General features: G+C 63.7%; 18 protein-coding genes. 9 read left to right on the top strand and 9 right to left on the bottom strand.

Annotated elements, in window-relative coordinates:
- Window positions 1–2 precede the first annotated feature (2 nt).
- The 7 genes from NPS58_RS06075 to NPS58_RS06045 all read left to right on the top strand — a co-directional run bounded on the left by NPS58_RS06075 (window position 3) and on the right by NPS58_RS06045 (window position 6,280).
- A complete protein-coding gene (locus NPS58_RS06075) occupies window positions 3–767 on the top strand; it encodes a DsbA family protein (protein ID WP_003050104.1) in 765 nt (254 codons plus the stop codon).
- Window positions 768–943: 176 nt separating this feature from the next.
- On the top strand, window positions 944–1,438 hold the full coding sequence (locus tag NPS58_RS06070; RefSeq protein WP_003050103.1) for a JAB domain-containing protein: 495 nt from the start codon (window positions 944–946) through the stop codon (window positions 1,436–1,438).
- Window positions 1,439–1,601: 163 nt separating this feature from the next.
- A complete protein-coding gene (locus tag NPS58_RS06065; RefSeq protein ID WP_087747799.1) occupies window positions 1,602–2,048 on the top strand; it encodes a TIGR03757 family integrating conjugative element protein in 447 nt (148 codons plus the stop codon).
- Between the two features lie 26 nt (window positions 2,049–2,074).
- A complete protein-coding gene (locus NPS58_RS06060; RefSeq protein ID WP_199917180.1) occupies window positions 2,075–2,992 on the top strand; it encodes a TIGR03756 family integrating conjugative element protein in 918 nt (305 codons plus the stop codon).
- Between the two features lie 10 nt (window positions 2,993–3,002).
- Window positions 3,003–4,397 (top strand): integrating conjugative element protein, encoded by a 1,395-nt coding sequence (locus NPS58_RS06055; RefSeq protein ID WP_003050095.1) that lies wholly within the window; start codon window positions 3,003–3,005, stop codon window positions 4,395–4,397.
- Entirely contained in the window at window positions 4,394–4,741 is a 348-nt protein-coding gene (locus tag NPS58_RS06050) for a hypothetical protein (protein ID WP_003050094.1), read from the top strand. Before NPS58_RS06055 ends, NPS58_RS06050 begins: the two co-directional genes overlap by 4 nt.
- 15 nt (window positions 4,742–4,756) lie before the next feature.
- Window positions 4,757–6,280 (top strand): conjugal transfer protein TraG N-terminal domain-containing protein, encoded by a 1,524-nt coding sequence (locus tag NPS58_RS06045; protein WP_087747801.1) that lies wholly within the window; start codon window positions 4,757–4,759, stop codon window positions 6,278–6,280.
- Window positions 6,281–6,286: 6 nt separating this feature from the next.
- Here the strand turns inward: NPS58_RS06045 and NPS58_RS06040 are convergent, their stop codons facing one another.
- The 3 genes from NPS58_RS06040 to NPS58_RS06030 form a co-directional block, all read right to left on the bottom strand.
- The gene (locus NPS58_RS06040; protein WP_003050090.1) at window positions 6,287–6,646 is read right to left on the bottom strand and encodes a DUF3742 family protein; all 360 of its coding nucleotides are present in this window, start codon (window positions 6,644–6,646) and stop codon (window positions 6,287–6,289) included.
- An 84-nt stretch (window positions 6,647–6,730) separates the two neighbouring features.
- A complete protein-coding gene (locus NPS58_RS06035) occupies window positions 6,731–7,363 on the bottom strand; it encodes an RES family NAD+ phosphorylase (RefSeq protein WP_003050087.1) in 633 nt (210 codons plus the stop codon).
- Window positions 7,364–7,375: 12 nt separating this feature from the next.
- Window positions 7,376–8,002, bottom strand: coding sequence for a hypothetical protein (locus NPS58_RS06030; protein ID WP_003050085.1), 627 nt, complete (start codon window positions 8,000–8,002; stop codon window positions 7,376–7,378).
- Between the two features lie 315 nt (window positions 8,003–8,317).
- Here NPS58_RS06030 and mobH point away from each other — a divergent pair, with 315 nt between their 5' ends.
- Complete coding sequence (mobH, locus tag NPS58_RS06025; RefSeq protein WP_003050081.1) at window positions 8,318–10,180, top strand: MobH family relaxase; 1,863 nt, start codon at window positions 8,318–8,320, stop codon at window positions 10,178–10,180.
- Window positions 10,181–10,230: 50 nt separating this feature from the next.
- On the opposite strand, the gene NPS58_RS06020 is transcribed toward mobH, so the two are convergent.
- From NPS58_RS06020 to NPS58_RS05995, 6 genes are read right to left on the bottom strand one after another with little or no spacing between them, the layout of a single operon-like run.
- Window positions 10,231–10,713 (bottom strand): AAA family ATPase, encoded by a 483-nt coding sequence (locus NPS58_RS06020; RefSeq protein ID WP_013520789.1) that lies wholly within the window; start codon window positions 10,711–10,713, stop codon window positions 10,231–10,233.
- Between the two features lie 47 nt (window positions 10,714–10,760).
- Window positions 10,761–11,030 carry a hypothetical protein gene (locus NPS58_RS06015; RefSeq protein ID WP_003050070.1) on the bottom strand — a complete coding sequence of 90 codons (270 nt, stop codon included), beginning with the start codon at window positions 11,028–11,030 and terminating at the stop codon, window positions 10,761–10,763.
- Entirely contained in the window at window positions 11,027–11,233 is a 207-nt protein-coding gene (locus NPS58_RS06010) for an IS66 family transposase (RefSeq protein WP_199917100.1), read from the bottom strand. Before NPS58_RS06010 ends, NPS58_RS06015 begins: the two co-directional genes overlap by 4 nt.
- Before the next feature lie 55 nt (window positions 11,234–11,288).
- Complete coding sequence (locus tag NPS58_RS06005; RefSeq protein ID WP_018715741.1) at window positions 11,289–13,229, bottom strand: esterase/lipase family protein; 1,941 nt, start codon at window positions 13,227–13,229, stop codon at window positions 11,289–11,291.
- Window positions 13,226–14,260 carry a DUF4105 domain-containing protein gene (locus NPS58_RS06000; protein WP_068679670.1) on the bottom strand — a complete coding sequence of 345 codons (1,035 nt, stop codon included), beginning with the start codon at window positions 14,258–14,260 and terminating at the stop codon, window positions 13,226–13,228. The genes NPS58_RS06005 and NPS58_RS06000 overlap by 4 nt, the downstream gene beginning before the upstream one ends.
- 8 nt (window positions 14,261–14,268) lie before the next feature.
- Entirely contained in the window at window positions 14,269–14,907 is a 639-nt protein-coding gene (locus tag NPS58_RS05995) for a TetR/AcrR family transcriptional regulator (RefSeq protein WP_068679673.1), read from the bottom strand.
- A 452-nt stretch (window positions 14,908–15,359) separates the two neighbouring features.
- On the opposite strand from NPS58_RS05995, the gene NPS58_RS05990 reads away from it, so the two are divergent.
- Entirely contained in the window at window positions 15,360–16,847 is a 1,488-nt protein-coding gene (locus tag NPS58_RS05990; RefSeq protein WP_274114405.1) for an efflux transporter outer membrane subunit, read from the top strand.
- Window positions 16,848–16,855: the final 8 nt, after the last annotated feature.

The following is a 16,855-nucleotide window of genomic DNA, read 5'->3' as shown; positions in this document are numbered from 1 at the left end:
CCATGGAACAGAAACGCTCATCCATTCCGATGCAGGTCCAGGCGTTCCGCCGTCGGCGCTGGCGGGCCCGCTGGCCATGGGCGTTAGGCGCAGTGCTGGTTGCGCTGCTGCTGATCTGGCTCGTGTCCCGTTCGCCAGGCGAGTCCACGCCCCAAACCTCGGCGCCTGTCAGCGAGACGCAGGTGGCCGGGCCTCCTTGGCAGATGGGCAACCCGGCAGGTCGTTTCACGCTGACGCTCTACGCGGACCTCGAATGCCCGTTCTGCCGGTCCTATTTCCCTGTCCTCAAGCGTTGGGTAGCCGGCAATGCGGACGTGGCCTTGCAATGGCACCACCTGCCGTTGGCCGCGCATGAGCCGGCCGCGTCCGCCGAAGCGCGCTTGGTGGAATGCGCGGGCGAAGCCGGCGGCCATCCCGCCTTCTGGCAGGCTGTCGAGTGGGTCTATGTCCACACACACAGCGACGGCCAGGGCTTGCCCGAAGACCTGCGCCACCCCGCCCTGACGCCAGCCATCGAACAGTGCATTGCGAGCGAGCGGCCCGACGCGGCGATTCGTACCCAAACTGCGGAAGCCACGAACAGCGGCGTGACCGCCACGCCGTCGCTGCGGCTGCACGATCGCGAAACCGGCAAGGCGATCCTGCTGCAGGGCCCGATCGAGGGCGATGCCTTGCTGTCGGCCATGGACATGCTCGCGGCCGGCGATCCCGCCGCCACACCCACATCGGAAATGCCTGCCGACGTCGTCGGCGACATGCCCAGGTAGCCCCGGTCTTCAAGGCTACGGCGCAGTCCGCTGCGCTGACCACAACCCCGTTCGCCTCGCATCCTGGCCGCGAACGATCACCGCTGCCGCGGTGATGGATGCACCTTGTTCGTTCCCCAGGAGGGCTTGCCCTCCCAGGGCGAGTGCCCTCCGATCTCACCGTCTGGAGGTTCGCCATGTCTTTCGCCGTCAATGACTCCTGCCTGGAGTCGCTTTCCGCCATCGCTGCCCAACACGAGGACTGGATCATCCAGCAAGCCATCGTGCTGCTGGAGAGACGGGTCTTCAAAGCTGGACCGTGCCTCAGCCAACCGGCCGCTGTACGGGACTACCTGCGTCTGAAACTGGTCGCTGAGCCCAATGAGATATTCGCCGCTGTGTTCCTGGACAGCCTGCACCAGGTGCTGGCCTACGAGCCGCTGTTCAGGGGCACGATCAACGCGACTTCGGTCTATCCGCGTGTCGTCGTGCAGCGTGTGCTGGAGTTGAATGCCGCCGCGGTGGTCTTCGCCCACCAGCATCCTTCGGGCGTCTCCGAGCCGTCCAGCGCGGATCGCATGCTGACCCAGCAACTGCAAGCCGCGCTGGCGCTCATCGATGTGCGGGTACTGGACCACATCATCGTCGGCCAGGGTGCCCCGTTCTCCTTTGCGGAATCCGGCCTGCTGTAGCAATGGCACCGGCTCCTTGATCCACGCGGAGGCTTCGGCCTCCGCTTTTCATTGGCGCAAGACAAGCAGGTATGCGGGCAGTCCGCGATGCGCATTGTTTGTTGGGGCCGCATGGCGTTCGGCGTTTGACTATGGCCCTTGACAACTCTTGGGGGCGCTCGACATGCCAGCATCTTCATCCAGGTTCGCATCGGGCTGGCGAACCCTTGGCCTGGCCGTTGCGCTGCCGGCTTCCCTGGCCGTGTTCAGCCCGGCCAGCTTCGCCGCCGATGTGGTGGTCATCACCGACAGCCGTCACCCGGTCAGGACCATGGGTGGCGAGCAGCTGATCGAGCTGGATGAAGCGCCCCGGATCGAAGCGGAGCTTTCTGCGGCGCTGCCCGCCGATCCCGGACAGGCAACAGCCATCGTGAAGCGCCGGCTGAGCCAGGGGGGCGCTGACCTCCAGCGTCGCATCGCCACCGCATACCAGGGCGTTGCCGACGCATGGAGCCTGGGCATCACCACCATTCCGGCTGTCGTGGTGGATCAGCGCTACGTGGTCTATGGCGAGCCTGACGTGGCCCGCGCCATCGCGCGCATCGAACAGCACCGGAGGGCCGAACCGTGATCCGCTCATTCGACCTTCTGCGCCGCATGCGGGCTGCCGTCACCTCCGTGCTGCTGCTCAGCGCCACGGGCAGCTACGCCCTGAACACGGCGACCATCGTGGGTTCAGTGGCTTCGCCCGATTGCCTGGAGTACCGGGTGGTGGGTATCTGCTACTGGCTCTACTGCACCTGGACCGGCTGCACGGTGCGCACGTCCGTCAAGGTCAGGCACTACATCCCCGATGCGGTGGTTTCGTCCTACTCGAACACCGGCGAGAACCCCTGGGTCGAAGTGCGCGCCATGAGCACGCCCAACCCTTCGGCCCAGGCCGGCGGGGACGGCACCACCAATGAAGATCACGAAAACAATCTCGCGAAGTTCAAGAACGCGGACGTCATCGGCCACCCCGGCGTCGAGGTGTTCAACCAGTTCGTCTCGTCCTCGGGCTATTTCTGCGAGGGCGCAGGCACGGCCTTCATGCCGTACCTGCTCAGTACGCTGGACACGCCGGCCTGGCGCTACAACGTACCGGAGATGGTGTACCCGGAGGCATTGATCCCGGGCATGCGCGAGGTCGGCGCGCGCTCGACCCTGAACCTCTGGGGCAACGTCTATCCGCGCGGCGGCTTCCTGCACCAGACGGACGACCACAAGGCCGGTGCCGTGGTGGCCCAACGGGCCGGCGATGTGGTCACGCGCCGCGGGCAGATCCACGTCTATCAGCCGCTGCTCGCCAACTCCCGCGATGGCTACTGGCCGGCCGGCGCGCTGATGGAGGGCGATGCCTCGACCGGCAAGTGGCAGGAACTCACGCCCGTCCTGTCCTCGTCCTGCACGGTCTTCCCGCGCAACGGCTTCCTGACACAGGCCCAACAAGGCGACTACGCCTGGGCGTTGTGGCGGCCCTATGCGTGCTGCGAACGCCGGGGCCAGGTGTTCCTCGGCAGCGTCGATTTCTATTGAGGGTACGGCGATGAAGCGTCCTGAACTGATGAACCCATCCGCCAAGGTTCGCCGCCCGCTGCGCCCCACGGCGCTAGCCGGCGCGCTCGCCCTGGTCTGTGGCCTCGCGTGGGCGCAGGCCGGCTTCCAGACCAGCGGCCCCGTCATCGGCGATGAGGTCATGTACTCGATCGGCGGTGGCAGTGCGGTGTCCATGGGCCGCGCCGCTGGCATGCGTTCGATCGGGGTCGGCCTGGGTTGGAACAGCAACCTCATCTGCGGCGACATGAGCATCCAGACCACGCTGCGCAATCAGCTCAATGGGATCACGAATGGGTTCCAGCAGATCATGAGCAACGTGATCCAGAGCGCGACCAGTGCCGTGGCATCGCTGCCGGCGCTGATCATCCAGCGTGCCGATCCGGGGCTGTACAACCTGCTGACCAATGGTGTGCTGCAGGCGAGGCTGGATTTCGACCGCTCCAAGCTGACGTGTCGCGCGATGGCCGAGAAGATGGCCGAGACGGCGGGCGGCCAGCTCGGATGGAGCCAGATGGCGGAAGGCATGGCGCTGCGCGATGCGGTGTCGAGCACGGATGCCGTATCGGCGATCGAGCAGGCCGAGACGCGCCGCGGCAACGACGGCGTGCCCTGGGTGGGCGGCAGCAATGCCGGCGGCGCGGGCCAGTCGGCCATCCGGGTGGTCGGTGACGTGACGCGGGCGGGCTACAACCTGGTCAACGGGCGCAGCGTGACTGACACGTCCTCCATCGCGCCCGCCAGTTGCGCGAGCCTGTCCTGCCAGACCTGGACGTCGCCGCAGCAGGCGACCGAATGGGCGACGCGGGTTCTCGGGGAACAGGTACAGCGCACGTGTGATTCCTGCACCAAGACCGAGACCGTGCCTGGCGTCGGGCTGACGCCGCTGATCCAGGAGGAGTACGAGACCAAGCTGGAGGCCTTGCAGGAACTGGTCTCTGGGACGCGCAACACGACGTTCGAGAACCTGCATGCAGCCGGCAGCACCTCGCTGCCCATTACACGCGGCGTCATCGAGGCGCTGCGCGACGAGCCAGACCAAGACCTGCTGGCGCGACGTCTCGCGTCCGAGGTCGCGTTGTCGTCCGTGCTGGAGAAGGCATTGCTGCTCCAGCGGACCCTGCTGACCGGCAAGAAGGAACCCAACGTGGCGGCCAACCAGTTGGCGGTCGAGGCCGTGAACCACGAGAGCGACACGCTCGATCAGGAGATCCGCAACCTCAAGACCGAACTTGAACTGCGGCGCGAACTGGCGAACAACTCGCCCATGGCCATCATCCAGCGCCACGGGACGCGCGCGGCCGGCTCGCGCGGCATCTACGAAGGCGACCCGGTGCCCGACCGCCTCGATCGGTTGCAGCGGGGCAACCCGGGAGGCACGCCATGAACGCGGCCTGGCTGCGCCCGCGCTGGCTTTTCAGCCGGCGCGCGGCAAAGGCGCTGCTCCTGGCGGTGGTCATCATCGCCGCGGCCGTGGGCGCCAATCTCGTCGGCATCTACCTCGTCGGCAGCGTTGCCGGCTGGGAGCGGTGGCTGGCTGCCAGCGCGGGCTACTTCCTGGTGTGGCGGCTGTGCCTGTACGGCGCGACGGTCTATGGCTGGGTCTGGATGCGCCGCCGGCTGCTGGCCCGCGAGGAAGACGCGCAAGCGCGGCGACGCCTGGTGCGCAGCGAGATCGCCGGCGTCGTCGCCATCGTGGCGCTGGAAGCCAGCCTGCTGATGCAGAGCTGAAGAGGGAGCCGCGCCATGACGCTTTTTACGACCGACTACCTGGAGTACTACCTGACGCTGGTGTCCTGGATCGTCAACAACGGCATCTGGGCGGTGCTGGTGTCGAGCGGAGTATTCGCGCTGCCGTTCGTCGCCATCATCGTGCAGGAGTGGTTGAAGGCCCGTGCGGAAGGTGCCGACGAAGGCAACAAGGGCGTGCTCTCGGCTGCGCGCATCGAGAACCGGGTCTTCGTCGCCATCGTGGTGGTGATGTTCGCTGGCATCCCGTTCATCGACGTGGACCTCAACACCATCCAGTACGACAGCTCGCGCTCGGCCCAGTGCCAGGTCAGCGTGCCGCAGCCCACGGATACCGGCTGGTCGCAGTCCTTCAGCACCATCAACAACCAGTCGGCGAAGGTGCCGGTCTGGTGGGCTTTCATGCACGCGCTCTCGCGCGCCGTCACGAGCGCCTCGGTGGCGGCGATCCCATGCGGCACGGACCTGCGGCAGATGCGCATGGAGATCGACGCGACCCGCATTGACGACCCGGTACTGGCTCAGGAAGTAGCGGATTTCTCGCGGGATTGCTATGGGCCTGCGCGGGCCAAATTGTTCATGCAGCGCCCTCAGCTTGATGAGCAGCAGATGCACGACGTGACCTGGATAGGGTCGAGGTTTTTCACGGGCACGGGCGGCTACTACGACACCTACCGCTCAAGCACGCCGCGCGACGACTGGCCCTACGACAGCACCCGCGATGCGGGGCTTGCACAGGTGGGCAGCGGTGGCGGCTACCCGACCTGCAGGCAGTGGTGGGCCGATGGCGGAAATGGCCTGCGGGCACGCCTGCTGGGACAGGTGGACCCGAACCTGTTGAATCGCCTGGCAGGCTGGGCCGGGTTCCTGAGCAGGGCCGAGGTGGACGACTCGGTGATCCGCGCCATCGCGTCACCGCGGCAACAGAAATTGAACCAGGGTAGCGTCTATACGGACTATGGCGGCCAGATCGACAAGACCTTGCCGAACATCGTGACGCGGGCCACGGGAGACGTTGGGATGGCCGTCGGCGCGATTGCCGCGTTTCCCGCCATGGACGTCGTGAGACAGTCTCTGCCCATGGTCCTCGCCTTGCTCAAGATGGCGCTGGTCATCTGCATCCCGCTTGTGCTGGTCGTAGGCACCTACGATCTGAAGACGGTCGTTACCGTCAGCGTCGTGCAGTTCGCGCTCTTCTTCACGGACTTCTGGTTTCAGCTTGCGCGCTGGATCGATTCGACGATCCTGGATGCGCTCTATGGCTGGGGGTTCGGCTGGAATCGGCCGCACACCAACTTCGACCCGCTGGTGGGGCTGAACAACGCCTTCGGAGACATGCTCCTGATGTTTGTCACGGGCACGATGTTCATCGTACTGCCTACGTTCTGGATCATGGCCTTGGCTTGGGCGGGCGTTCGTGCCGGCAACGTGTTGCAAGGCCTCGCAGGAGCCACCGGAGATGCCAAGGCTGCTGGCGGAAGGGGAGGAAGCATTGCGATCAATGCAGTGTCGAAGAAGTGATCGCTGCTAGTCGTCCTCGACATGAGGATCAATGCGGAAACCGTCGTAGGTGTATAGGCCGAATCCTGCTGGTCCGTTTCGCCACTCTGGCTCGGGCAACTCCTCGCCCAAGTCGGTGTTGCGGGCCATCCAGGCAACCACCATGACGCACACCATCACCAGGGCCAGCCAGAAGGTGGTGTACAGCAGCACCCCGAGCGCAGCCAGCTTAACCATCCACACGAGCGCGGTGGCTCCAGCCGTCGGCATGCCCTTGGAAACCAACCAGTTCGACGCCCGCCGTTCACAGCGCGCGTAGGCACGCCATCCGCGGCCAAAGGCGCGGCCGAGGCGTTCTGCGGTGCTGGTGCGAGTCGTGGTGTTCATGGTCGTCTCCTACTGCTGAGGGATGCCTATTTCAGTTTGGTCCATTTCATTCTGTTTAGGGCTTCAATGTGTTCTCTTGCTGCTTCAGGACGCTTCGTCATCCGGTTCCAACGGGCCAGGGTCGGGCTCCACGCCGATGCGGTATGTAGCAACGAAACGCGGCCAGTCCACATGGTCAACGAGATCGATGTCCTCGATGACACTGACCTTCGCGCTGGCACGCTCGAACAGCGCGATGCTCTTGGCGGGATAGTTGTTGCGCGACGGATAGAGCACCCCGTCGAACAGCACCTGGCCGTCATCTCCAAGCATCGCATGCACCTGGGCCGACACCTGCTGCGTGTGCGTGTAGTCGCGGCTGGCCAACTGCTCCAGGTTCAGGCCGAAGTAGCCCGCCATGACGCCCGGCGCCGTGAGGTCGGCCAGAAGCACGTCGTCCATCACGCCCACTGCGCGCACCATCCGGCTCTGGACTTCTTTCAGCGCGATCGAGCGCTTCGTGTCCGCAAGCCACTGGTGCTTATGAAACACCGACTCCATCAGCGCCGTGGGCAGGTCGCGCCCCAGGTAGAGCACCCCGTAGGCCTGGGCCGGGTCATCGTAGCGATTGGTGCTGCTGCGGCCATAGTACAGCGGGCTGCCCCGATAGACGACGCGGCTCACATGCTGGAGCAGCTCACCGGCATCGATCAGGAACGAAGGCAGCTCGTGGCTCATGGCGATCTCGCTTCAATGCACCTGAACGCCCAGCACGTTGAACACGGCCTCGGCCACGTCGTCGATCGTGCCATGCGTCACCGCATCCACTGGCGAGCGGCCGCCCAAACCTTCGAGCGGTTCGGACAGTGCGCGGTAGATCGTCCAAGGGTCGATGCCCTCGACCTCCTGAAGCACGGTTTGGGTCAACTGCTGCTTCACCGGGTCGAGCTGCCAGTCGGGCAGTTTCTGGCCTCGCGGCCCCACGTTCAGCGCCAGCAGCCGACGGGCGAGGATGTCCTTGTAGATCTGCTGGCGCGACTTGTCCGCCAGCTTGGCGTACTCCGCGGGCGGCAGGTTGTGCGGCTGGTTGAAGGTTTCCAGCAGCACGGCGCGGCCTCGCTGGACGTCGGTTTCAGTCGGCGCCCAGCGCGTCTCAGCGCGCAGCGCAGCCGTCTTACGCTTCAAGGCGTGCTCCACCGTTTCACCTTCGAGGTTGGCTGGCAGCTTTACCGCCTCCACGCGCTCGTGAATGAACGCCTGCAACTCGGCCGCGAAAGCCGGCGCATCCCGGATTTCGACGGTATCCGCGAAGCGGCGCACATCCTCCACGGTGACACGCGGCAGACGGTCGGCAATGAATTCAATGGCGGTGGGCATGGTCATCTCCCAGGTAGGTTTGAGACAGGACTTACTCTAGTCGCCTTTGTCGCATTTGTCAACTTTGACGCCTAGAGAGCAACCTACCTGGCGAAAACAGCGTCTCCGCAGCATAGGCCGAGGCCAGCGGCTGGTCGCCGCGCAATCCATTCGTGCGGGTTCCACATTGACGCTGGAACCGCAACCCAGGCCCCGCTATACCGAAACGGTTAAAGGCCAAAGGGCCGAAACGGCAAGGGAATGGGGTGCAAGGGGAAAGGCCCTACCTCGAAAAGGCAAAAAGGCCTCCCGGTCGGCCCGCCACAGGACACCCGCATGCTCTCCCTGTTCCAGCGAAAACGGCCCCCGGTCGCCGGCGCGCCACCGCCAGCACCCGCCACCGTCCTCCCGAAAGGGTTGATGCGGCCCGAGTCGGCCGCATCGCTGCTGGCCACCCCGCGCCGGCAGAAGCTGCTGGAGCACATTTGGCAGCGCACCTCGCTGTCGCGCAGGCAATTCGCCACGCTGTACCGAGCGCCCCTGGAACGCTACGCCGAGCTGGTCCAGGCCTTCCCGGCCTCCGAGGCGCATCACCATGCCTATCTGGGCGGCATGCTCGACCACGGCCTCGAAATCGTCGCCTACAGTCTGAAACTGCGGCAGTCCCATCTGCTGCCCATCGGCGCCAGCCCCGAAGACCAAGCGGCACAGTCCGAAGCCTGGACCGCCGCCGTCGCCTACGCCGCGCTGCTGCACGACATCGGCAAGATCGCCGTCGATCTGCACGTCGAGCTGGCCGACGGCAGCATCTGGCACCCTTGGCACGGCCCGCTGCGCCAGCCATACCGATTCCGCTACCGCGACGATCGCGAGTACCGCCTGCACAGCGCCGCGACAGGTTTGCTCTACCACCAACTGCTCGACCGTGAGGCCCTGGACTGGCTCAGCGGCTATCCGTCCCTGTGGGCACCACTGCTCTACGTCCTGGCCGGGCAGTACGAGCACGCCGGCGTACTGGGCGAACTTGTCGTGCAGGCAGACCGGGCCTCGGTGGCCCAGGAGCTGGGCGGCGATCCGGCCCGCGCCATGGCTGCGCCCAAGCACGCGCTGCAGCGCAAGCTGCTCGACGGGTTGCGCTACCTGCTCAAGGAACAGTTGAAACTGAACCAGCCGGAAGCCTCCGATGGCTGGCTCACCGACGATGCCCTGTGGCTGGTGAGCAAAACGGTCTCGGACAAACTGCGTGCGCACCTGCTGTCCCAAGGCGTCGATGGCATCCCTGCGAACAACACCGCGGTGTTCAACGTCCTCCAGGATCACGGCATGTTGCAGCCGGCGCCCGACGGCAAGGCTATTTGGCGCGCGACCATAACCAGTTCCACCGGCTGGTCCCACTCGTTCACCCTGTTGCGCCTCGCTCCTGCGCTGATCTGGGAATCTGGCGAGCGACCGACGCCTTTTGCAGGCACGGTAGCGATCGACGCGGCAGTCGCCGAAAACGACGCCGAGGCGCCGAAAATGCCGCCTGCGGCCATGGCGAAGGCAGCCCCGAACGGTCAGAAACTTCCATCTTGGGAAGGCAGTAGTACCGTCACCGCCTCACCGCCTAAGGCCCAGCCCGTGTCCGATGTCATGGAGGACATGCTGGCAATGGTGAGCACGAGCGGCTCGCCTGGTGCCGAGCAGGATGTGGAGCCGGTCGCACAGAGAAGCTACCCCGCAGACCCCAGCACTCCTATGCCAGCGACTGCCGCAGTGCTTCCTTCGCCACCACCATCTACTGCTAAACCACCCCTAACAGCAGCGCCCCCGTCAGGCGAACATTTCATGATGTGGCTGAAACAGGGAATTGCTTCGCGCCGGCTCATCATCAACGACGCAAAAGCGCTCGTGCATTCCGTGAATGACACGGCCTACTTGGTCAGCCCAGGTGTGTTCCAGCGCTACGTCCAGGAGCACCCTCATGTCGGCACGCTGGCACGGCAGGACAAGATGCCGGATTGGCAGTGGGTGCAGAAGCGCTTTGAGAAACTGGGGTTGCATCGAAAGCACGACAGCGGCTTGAACATCTGGATCTGTGAAGTCACCGGGCCGCGCAAGTCCCGGAAGCTGCATGGGTATTTGCTGATCGATGCGAATTGGTTGTTCGATGCAGTACCACCCAACAATCCTTATCTCAGAGTTACGCAAGAGATTTGAGCATGGAGTCCTACGTGGCGGTGAGATACGGTAGAGTTCGCCTTGGTAGGTTAGCGGCTAGCCAAGGTGTCCAGCACAAAGTCAGCGCGTTGCGCCACTCTGATCTTGGGCAACCGCGATACCGCATAGCCCAGCGCTGGATAGGTGCGCTGAAGCCGCTCGAATTCAGCCCGCGCTTCATCCATGCTGTGACGGCGTTCTTCGTCCTGCACATAGATTTCAGGCCACGGCGGGGCCAGAAAGATGCGCGAGTGGTAGCGATGCGACTGGGCAATCGTGTCCAGAATAGTAGTGCCGTCCAGTGCCTGGGGTGCTGCCGCCGCGTCGATCAGGCCACGGTCGAAGAACACCCATTGCGTATTGCTGCGTGGCGCATTGGCATGGTTGTCTAGCGCAAGGTCGATGGCCCCGCGCAGGAAGGCCGTCATGTCGAGCCACGGCAGGGCCTGGCCGCCCGTGCGTGTTTGTTCCTGAACGATACGCCGTCCAGGCTCCTCAATTACGGCATCCCTGGATTTCCATTCAACCCCCACAAACGAGAACGACGATCAACTATCTCCTGAAAGGCCATCAGCATCCATCAAGGCCAGCATGCCAACAATGAGTGCGTGCATGCCCTGTTGAGTTCGGCCTCCATCTCGGCTTCCTCCGTCGCACGGTCTGCATCCACGACGGGTTCCCGTTCGGCGACCGAGTACACCGTGTCGGCCACGGCAAGGCAGTGGAACGCCACGGTGGTCAACAGCCAGCGCGCATGCTCCATCGATATGCCGTAGGCCTGAGCGATGTGGCGTTGGTGGCCGACGATTTTGTCGAGCATGGGCTGGGTCGCCGCCAGACGGCGGATCACGTTGGGTACGCCTTGCCGTCGCCAAGATGCTTGGGCTTGAGCATCGGCGTCTCGTGGGCGTGCAGCACCACGTGGCGACGCAGTTCGTCATCCAGCGCCTTTACCATCGGCTGCAGTTGCGCGCCGCACGCACCGACCCACTGTGCCAGCGTCGAGCGGGCAACAGTAAGTCTGATGCTCTTTGCGCATTCAGATGAATGCATTACGCCCATACGAAATCCGAAATCAGCTCGGCCGCGCACAGCAGATGGCAGTTGTCTATGGCTGTAAATGCGCTTCCCGCAGAGCCATGTCCTCTCTCAGAATACGCTGGATCTCCAGTATCGCGGCCGCGCTCTGTTGCACGCTGTGCCCCGAAATAATGACTTTCTCGGACTGTGCGCCGGGAAGATGTGCGCTGCGATAAGGCACAAGACCGTCATCGGAATCATCGAGGGCCACTTCGGAATTGGCTTGGGCCACGATCGAGTGATAGCGCACCTGGGATGAGATGGGAAAGCCCGCCGCCGTACGCACGAACGGATCGTTTTCGTCGAGATTGTTCACGCTATTGGGAATGGTTGCCAGGCTTTCACGGCTGCTGGCGGCCGCATTGGGTGCCAGTGTATGGGCGAGTTCTTCGAGCACCGTAATGGGAAAGCGGATAAATCCCGCCATCCAGCGCCCCAGGCGTCCACCCGCGACCGATGTGCCCCGATGAGGCGCCGCGATGAAGATGGCACTGCTGACATTCGGGAAGGGCTCGAAGCGCAACATGGGATCAATGCGCCTGATCTGCTGCGGCGTCAACCGACTGTGATCCGCAGCCAATTGCACCAGCGATTGATCGGTTGACGACACCATCAACCGCGCGATGACCCCGCCCATGCTATGCCCCACCAGCACGAGGTCGGACGACGCCGGCGCTTGGCCGGATGGGTCGAAATGCGTCAGCGTATCCCCGAGCGCCCTGCGAATCATGGCGTGGTTCAACGCGACTGGCATGTTGGTCGGGTAGTAGACCTGCCAGATCTGGTAATGCTGGCGCAGGGCCTCATCGCCCAGGATTTCGTTGGCGAGTTCCACCCAGGCTTCAGGGCTGCTGGCCAGTCCGTGCAGCATGACGATGATCCGCCTGTTCGGATCGTAGGGCTGCATCAAGTAGACGTGCGGGCGGTCGATGCCACCCTCGCGCCCGAGCAGGCTGCGCAGCGACTGGCGGTTGAAATTGGCACGGGCCAGCCATACGCCATAGCCGGCCGTGAAATTGGCCGCCAGCGGCACACGTTGGCCGCGCAGCATAATGGCCGATTCCACATAGGGGTCATGCACCGTCAGACGGGCTGTACGAGCATGCAGCACGCTGTCCAAGTTGTCTCCGTCGGGATGCAGCAGAACCGTCATGGACGGCGCGGGCATCTCGCTCCAGGGCAGCGGTTGCTGATCATGTTTTGCCGCTGGGCGACCACCCCGAGTTGGGGCGGCGCTCAGGGACTCGTCCGGAATGACCGCCACAAGCTCGGCGCCAAAGCCGTCGCGCCGGTAGAGGCTACGCAATCCACGGAAAGACAGGGACGAGGCTGGCAGGAGTTCGGCTGGCACCGCCGTACTGCCCGGTAAGCGCGCGCCGCGCATATCCAGCTTCAGTTCCCAGCCTGCAATGTTCCAACTGGTCTGGTCGGGCAACTGCGTCGGCATTTGTTGCCGAACTTCGAACATGCCGGTGGCCGCATGCTCGACGGCATAGTTATACCAATCCCGCACTTGGGTCTGGCGATCCTCGAAGGCCCGCTCTCCCGGAGTATGGTCACCAAGGAACAGATAAGCATAGGCATAGCGAATCGTCTCAAGCCAGGCGGCTTGCTGCGCTGAACCGGGCTTCATGGCCTGAGCCTGCGCCAGCCATAGTTCGGACAGTGCAGCCAGGCGTCTATCCGTGGCAACCCCCGTCACGGTAGCCAAGGCCTCCGCGCACTCCGAGGAGATCGGCTTTGCGCATGCCTGCTCATCCAATGCCGCCACCCTGATGGTCTGGACAGTCGCATCGCTGAGCTTGCCACGTGTCAGGATGTCGCCGCGCTTGAGTTCGATGGCCTCCCTGGCAGGTAGCGTATGAACTTCAACCACTGGGCCGAACTCGCGCAGGATCGAGCAGCCCCCCAGCAGCAGCGGAGCAAGAGCGGCGCATGCAATGAGAAGGCAGGCCTGCGGGAACCTCATGGATTCACCTCGTTGGCAGGGATGCCTGGCACGCCTTGTCGAATCGACATCGAGAAGTCATCCTCTGACACATCGGAAGCAAGGGCACGTTCGTTGATATGCCCCAGTGCCTGCAATTCATCGTAACGATAGCCAGGCGTCAATCCATGCATGTCGTAGACGTACCGCGCAAAATATCCAGACAGCAGCAGGCGATAGTCCATTGGCAATGCGGGCGCAATGACCCGGGCCAGCTCGAATACGATGGTCGTGCAGTTACTGGTTAACGTGTTGTAAAAGCGCGGTTTCTGCCGCAGTTCATTGGCCGCGTTCAGAAACTCCAGAAACAACGCGCGGGCACTCGCCTGATTCATCTGCAAGCGATAGAGATAAACATCTTCGCCTCGCGCGTTGCTGCGCGTACGCACAATGTCTCGCTCATCGGCGGCTACCAGGATCTGCTCGAACTGACGGAAGAATCCTCCTACCGCCGAGAAGGACTCATGGCGTTCCTTGCGAATTTCCAGCGAGAACACCACGCGTTCACCGCCATCGAAGCCGAACGACACCAGGGTGTGGGCGATGTGCGGCCCCATCCAGTAGGAAAGCACCAAGTCGGCGCTGCGCAGACGATCCAGGTCGTATGTGCGGCTCTCCCACTGCGGGGTGTAGTCGGTTTCGCTGCGCCACTGGAAGTTGCGCACATTATTCAGGTGAACATGGTTGCCGTCGATCCTGGCCTCCAGCAACTGGGCGACATCGTCAGCCCATACACGCTGGTGTGACGGCTGCAGCGTCCCCCACCACATGAGCAGGGAGGCGGCTGCGATCACAAATGCGAATCCGGCGATGTTGCGATTGCGCCGCCCAAGCAAGCCCGCCCGCGACAAGACAACGGTCACACCCAACGTAGACCACATGGCAATGACGAACCATCGCACCACCGAAGGTCCCGGCATCTGATGCCACAGAGCCAGCGCACCCCACACAGTCAGCAGCAGTACCACAAAGCCGATCGCCAAGCCTGCAAGGGCGCGCAGGACTATGTGCATCACTCCGCTCATTGAGGCTGCAAAAGCTCAAGCAACAGTTGCCGGTGCGCATCCCGTAACTGCACCAGCGAGATGGAAGGACTGCCCTTGGACAGCATCGAGGAACTCAGCCACAGCACTGCGGGCGCGAGCGCCAACGGGAAGAAGTGTTCGGTCAAGACGCCTGGGCGAATGACGCCTCGGCGTATGTTGCGGTGGATGATGGTCTGCGCCCGCTCTTTCAGCCCGAGCGCAACTTCGTTGTGCCAACGCTGCACCAGCTCTGGAGTTCGGGCGCTTTCGGCCAGAAGCAGCCGGTAGATCGACATCGTGGCAGGGGAGCTGAAGGTCGCGTACAGGCGATCCAGGTAGACATCTACCAGCTCTGGCAACGTCAGATCCTCATCCGGGAGCCAGCCCTGGAAATCACAAATCTGCTTCGTCGTACGTTCGAGCAAGGCGTGAAAAATTTCTTCCTTGCTTTTGAAGTGGGCATAGATGCCAGCCTTGGACAAGCCCGCGCATTCCGCCAGGCGCTCCATCGACACTGCGTTGTATGTCCGATCCGCGAATTCGACCAGGGCCGCGTCGAGTATTTCCTCTTTCCTGGCGGCAGAGGACAGGTAGCGGCGCTTGTTGTCTGGCGCGTCATCTTTCTTGGGTGGCATTCAAAGGCTCTGTTCAAAGATCTGAGGGGTGTTCCCATGGGCCTGTCACCGGCTCTACCAAGAATCAGGGCCTTCCTTGAACCCAAGCCGGCAGCTCGAATTGACCTGCGTCAATGACCGACGAGCCCGCTGATTGCGGTTCTTGGATTGTAACGTATAATTGAAAACAACCGTCCAGTGGTTTGTTTTCAAATTTCACGATGCAAGCCAACTCAGAGGCGCGAACGAACCCGGCACATCGGGATGTGACACAGGAAGAGCACCTAATCAACCAGCCAGGGGACACGGGGATGCACATATCAACAAGGAGATGAAGTGGACTTGACAGCACTTGCAAGCAGGAAAAGAAGGCCTGCGGACATCGGCCACGAACTCCGCATTGCGTGGGTGGCAGCCATTCCCTCCTCTGCGACCAGACCCTCTTCAGCCCGATACCCGTACGGAACGTGACCATGCCCCCAGCTTCCCTGTTGTTTCCTGCGTTCAGCTTGCGCACTGCCTCGTTGGCCCTGAGCGCCGTCGTCTTGACCGGCTGCATGTCGCTCGCTCCGGCGCCAGACACCCCGCCGCTGCCCGTGCCCGAAGCCTGGCCTGCGCATCTTGGATCAGGCACCGACGGCGCCCACGCGGGAGAGCTTGCCTGGCAGGCGTACTTCACCGACCCCTTGCTGCAACGCCTCATCGAGACAGCGCTGGAGAACAACCGCGATCTGCGCCTGGCCGCGCTGCGTGTCGAGGAAGCCAGCGCCGCATTCCGCATTCAGCGCTCGGATCGATTTCCTGCCGTGGGCGTGGGTGCCCAGGGTGGACGCGCCCGCGTCCCTGGCGATCTGAACATGTCGGGCCGGTCGCAGGTGGGCGGCGAATATCGGGCCGAGGTGGGTTTGAGCACCTGGGAGCTGGATCTGTGGGGCCGGGTCCGCAACCTGGAAGACGCCGCCCTGCAAAGCTGGCTGGCTTCCGACGCGGCCCGCCAGGCCGTCCACCTGGCGCTGATCGCCCAGGTGGCCGACGGTTATCTTGGCTTGCGCGAGATAGACGAACGCGTGGCTATCGCCCGTCAAACCGTCGCGACCCGCGAGGAGTCCTATCGCATTTTCCGGCGCCGCGTTGAAGTCGGCTCGACCTCGAAGCTGGACCTCACTCAAGTCCAAACTTTGCTGAACCAGGCTCAGGCGCTGCTGACGCAGCTTGAGCAGGCTCGCACCACGCAACTGCACGCCCTGGCACTGCTGGTAGGCGCTGATCCCGGCCCGCTGCCCGCCAAGGCACCCTTCGATGAAACGACGGTTCTGGCTGAGCTGCGGGCCGGTCTGCCTTCGGAGCTGCTGGTCAGTCGCCCGGACATCATTTCCGCCGAACACCAATTGCGTGCCAGCAATGCCCACATCGGCGCGGCCCGCGCGGCGTTTTTGCCGCGCATTGCGCTGACCGGCAGCTTCGGCACGGCCAGCTCCGACTTGAATGGCTTGTTCGATTCCGGCAGTCGTGCCTGGACCTTCATGCCCACCCTGTCGCTGCCCATCTTCGATGGCGGGCGCCGCCGCGCCAATCTGGAGCTGAGCGAAGTGCGCCGCGACATCGCCGTCGCCGGATACGAAAAAACCATTCAAACGGCCTTCCGCGAGGTGGCCGATGCGCTGAGCGCAAAGCACTGGCTGGCTGAGCAGTTGACGATCCAGAGAGCCAACCTGGAAGCGCAAAGCGAACGCGCACGCCTGGCCAAGTTGCGCTACGACAACGGCTCGGCCGCCTTCTTGGAAGTGCTGGATGCCCAGCGCGATCTGCTGGGAGCCCAGCAACAACTGGTACAGGCGCGCCGCGCGCTGCTGTCCAGCCAGGTGGCGCTGTATGCCGCGCTCGGCGGCGGCACCCTCGCTGCAACCGACGAAACCCAGGGTGCAACCTCGACGCCCGCTCCCACGCCATTAACCCGTTAAGGCACGCC

It is taken from the genome of Pseudomonas putida, assembly GCF_028682455.1.
Taxonomy (GTDB): domain Bacteria; phylum Pseudomonadota; class Gammaproteobacteria; order Pseudomonadales; family Pseudomonadaceae; genus Aquipseudomonas; species Aquipseudomonas putida_AA.
The sequence above is the reverse complement of the archived record's forward strand: the minus strand, read 5'-3'. Positions and strand labels throughout refer to the sequence as shown.

Coding starts and splice junctions, on each gene's coding strand:
- NPS58_RS06045 (WP_087747801.1), top strand. CDS start 4,757: ATGACGCTTTTTACGACCGACTACCTGGAGTACTACCTGACGCTGGTG.
- NPS58_RS06010 (WP_199917100.1), bottom strand. CDS start 11,233: ATGCATTCATCTGAATGCGCAAAGAGCATCAGACTTACTGTTGCCCGC.
- NPS58_RS05995 (WP_068679673.1), bottom strand. CDS start 14,907: ATGCCACCCAAGAAAGATGACGCGCCAGACAACAAGCGCCGCTACCTG.
- NPS58_RS06000 (WP_068679670.1), bottom strand. CDS start 14,260: ATGCACATAGTCCTGCGCGCCCTTGCAGGCTTGGCGATCGGCTTTGTG.
- NPS58_RS06070 (WP_003050103.1), top strand. CDS start 944: ATGTCTTTCGCCGTCAATGACTCCTGCCTGGAGTCGCTTTCCGCCATC.
- NPS58_RS06055 (WP_003050095.1), top strand. CDS start 3,003: ATGAAGCGTCCTGAACTGATGAACCCATCCGCCAAGGTTCGCCGCCCG.
- NPS58_RS06040 (WP_003050090.1), bottom strand. CDS start 6,646: ATGAACACCACGACTCGCACCAGCACCGCAGAACGCCTCGGCCGCGCC.
- mobH (WP_003050081.1), top strand. CDS start 8,318: ATGCTCTCCCTGTTCCAGCGAAAACGGCCCCCGGTCGCCGGCGCGCCA.
- NPS58_RS06050 (WP_003050094.1), top strand. CDS start 4,394: ATGAACGCGGCCTGGCTGCGCCCGCGCTGGCTTTTCAGCCGGCGCGCG.
- NPS58_RS06005 (WP_018715741.1), bottom strand. CDS start 13,229: ATGAGGTTCCCGCAGGCCTGCCTTCTCATTGCATGCGCCGCTCTTGCT.
- NPS58_RS06075 (WP_003050104.1), top strand. CDS start 3: ATGGAACAGAAACGCTCATCCATTCCGATGCAGGTCCAGGCGTTCCGC.
- NPS58_RS06060 (WP_199917180.1), top strand. CDS start 2,075: ATGCGGGCTGCCGTCACCTCCGTGCTGCTGCTCAGCGCCACGGGCAGC.
- NPS58_RS05990 (WP_274114405.1), top strand. CDS start 15,360: ATGCCCCCAGCTTCCCTGTTGTTTCCTGCGTTCAGCTTGCGCACTGCC.
- NPS58_RS06035 (WP_003050087.1), bottom strand. CDS start 7,363: ATGAGCCACGAGCTGCCTTCGTTCCTGATCGATGCCGGTGAGCTGCTC.
- NPS58_RS06065 (WP_087747799.1), top strand. CDS start 1,602: ATGCCAGCATCTTCATCCAGGTTCGCATCGGGCTGGCGAACCCTTGGC.
- NPS58_RS06030 (WP_003050085.1), bottom strand. CDS start 8,002: ATGCCCACCGCCATTGAATTCATTGCCGACCGTCTGCCGCGTGTCACC.